A 745-nucleotide genomic window follows, 5' to 3' on the forward strand; every position below is an offset into this window, starting at 1 on the left:
GGGGACAGTAAAGAGAACAGTAAGATTACGTCTCTTAAAAATGGAGACATTAGTGGAACCTCAACGGATGCCGTAACGGGTAACCAGCTTTATAAATTGGGTGGCGATGTTGCGAAGTCTTTAGGTGGTGGTGCTAAGTATGAGGATGGCCACTGGAGCAAACCTAAGTTCACGGTTAAAACAGTAAAATCTGATGGTACTGAGAGTGAGGAGAGCTATACAGATGTGGCTTCAGCGTTTGCCGGTGTAGGCACTTCTTTCACGGATTTACATAAAGAGATTACCAATGAAATTAGCACTGCTCAGGCTGATGCGTTGTTGTGGGATAAGGCTAAAGGTGCGTTTGTAGCGACGCATGGTGAAGAGAATACAAGCAGCAAGATAACATCGCTTACCAATGGGTCTATAACTAAAGACTCAAGTGATGCTGTAGCGGGTAACCAGCTATATGCTCTAGGGAGCGGTGTTGCGAAGTCTTTAGGTGGTAAAGCTAAATATGAGAATGGAACTTGGAGTGCGCCTACATTCACGGTTAAAAAGTTTTCATCTGATGGCAGTGTTACTACCTCAAGTTATAACGATGTGGCTTCAGCGTTTGCTGGTGTTGGTGACTCATTCGAGAATGTTAAAGATAAAATTGATCATGTTAAGGATGAAATTACCGAAGAGATTACCAATGAAATTAGCACTGCTCAGGCTGATGCGTTGTTGTGGGATAAGGCTAAAGGTGCGTTTGTAGCGACGC

Annotated in this window: 1 pseudogene; it reads left to right on the forward strand. The window is 43.8% G+C overall.

The window, feature by feature from the left end:
• Nucleotides 1–745, forward strand: a pseudogene (locus tag ACFILH_RS01635) (adhesin); the annotation flags it as partial.

Origin of the sequence: Bartonella sp. CL435QHHD, from assembly GCF_042195095.1 — a bacterium.
In the GTDB taxonomy this organism is placed as follows: domain Bacteria; phylum Pseudomonadota; class Alphaproteobacteria; order Rhizobiales; family Rhizobiaceae; genus Bartonella.